Here is a 1,640-nt window from a genome sequence, read left to right on the forward strand (position 1 = left end):
GGCGTTTTTCAAGCTAGTTGTCACTACTTGATTAATTATCAAGCAGCTTCTTTTTCTGGGTTCAGGTGAACTTCTCCGACTGGCTCGCAGTTTCGGATTTTACCTGACCAACGCTCTGGTTTTGCTTGGCGATGTGCCATCAACACCTTTGCTCTCTTCCTTAAAATCTCCGTATCCTTTCCACCATGTCGCTCAGAAGGTGTCACGTAATTCAGGCGACTATGTTTATGCTTGGTGTTGTACCAGATAACAAAACTTTCTACCCAAAAACGACTTGTCGCAAGACTTTTGAAGCCCTTTGATGGCCAGCTCGGTGCATATTTCAAAGTTCGGAACAATGACTCTACATACGGATTGTCATCGCTCACGCGAGGGCGGCTGTAGGAAGAGGTAATGCCCAGCTCTTCCATTTTTGCTTTGAACGTCAACGACTTCATTGGTGCGCCATTATCTGAGTGGAGCACCAACGCTTGATTGAAGCACTGCTCTCGCATCAACGTACGCTGAAGCAGTTGAGAAGCCAACTCACCACACTCTCGGTCATAAACGTCATAACCGACGATTTTTCGGCTATAAATATCTTCGATAGCATAAAGGTAATAATGCTGCCCCCGAACACCTGACGGCAGGTACGTAATATCCCAGGTATAAACCTGGTTTGGAGCCGTCGCTGTATAGCTCGTTGGTTTCGAGCGTTTTTTACGACTACGTTGACGACCTCTACGATTGAGTTGTCCTGCCGCTTTCAATACACGATAAAAGCTGGCTTCAGAAGCAATATATTGTCCCTTATCCAGTAGCGTTGGCACTATCTGGCTTGGCGGTAAGCTGGCATACTCAGGCGCATTACTAATATCAACAATAGCTTGCCGCTCCTGCTCCGAGAGCTTGTTAACGGGCTCTGGTCTTAACGACGTTGGTCGCTCATCAGCGCATACTTTACCGCGCTGATACCAGCGGCGATAAGTCCGTAAATCTATCTCGGCTTCATTGCAGGCGCGATCTAAGCGACTGCCGCTCTGACGTGCTTCATGGATGAGTGCAACAATATTTTTCCTTTCTTCGGTTGAGGTTAGTCGTCCTCTGGCTCTTCCCCGTAAAAGGCCCTCAGCTTTTTTCTTAGCACCAACAAGGCGGCCGTTTCTGCTAACGCTTTCTCTTTAAAGCGAAGCTCTTTCTTCAATTCTTTGATTTCATGCTTATCGGCTTTGGCTTGTTTCTTCGTCTCGGCTTCACGCTCTTTTGATGACATGAACCCTTGCATGCACTCGCTGCGCCATTTCTGAACTTCTTCTGGGTACAAGCCTTTTTCTCGACAGTACTGGCTCAACTCATTTTCAGTCATGGAAAACGTTTCTGCGACAATGGCTAACTTAGTTTGCGCAGACCAATGCTCTGAAGGGGTATAACTACTTGGCACAACGGCTCCTGATTCTCGAAGTTGTTTTCGCCAATAATACAGTGTCGCATCACTGATGCCTTCTTCTTTTGCAACTTCTGCCACAGAGCGAGAGTGCGGAGGTAACAACTTTTTTAATACTGCTTCTTTTCGTTCTTGCGAGTAACGGGACATACTTCCTCAGTTACCGCCCCTCTAATTGGTTAATTTTTAACAGTGGCAACTAGCCTGACACAGGGGG

At 47.0% G+C, this 1,640-nt stretch carries 1 protein-coding gene; it reads right to left on the reverse strand.

The window, feature by feature from the left end; all coding sequences use genetic code 11:
* Positions 1-38 precede the first annotated feature (38 nt).
* A protein-coding gene (locus M9196_RS23160) for an IS3 family transposase (protein ID WP_406707708.1) occupies positions 39-1,573 on the reverse strand; the annotation gives its coding sequence in 2 pieces (ribosomal slippage) (positions 39-1,120 and positions 1,120-1,573; 1,536 coding nt in all).
* Positions 1,574-1,640 lie beyond the last annotated feature (67 nt).

This window comes from Vibrio methylphosphonaticus, from assembly GCF_023634655.1.
In the GTDB taxonomy this organism is placed as follows: Bacteria; Pseudomonadota; Gammaproteobacteria; order Enterobacterales; family Vibrionaceae; genus Vibrio; species Vibrio methylphosphonaticus.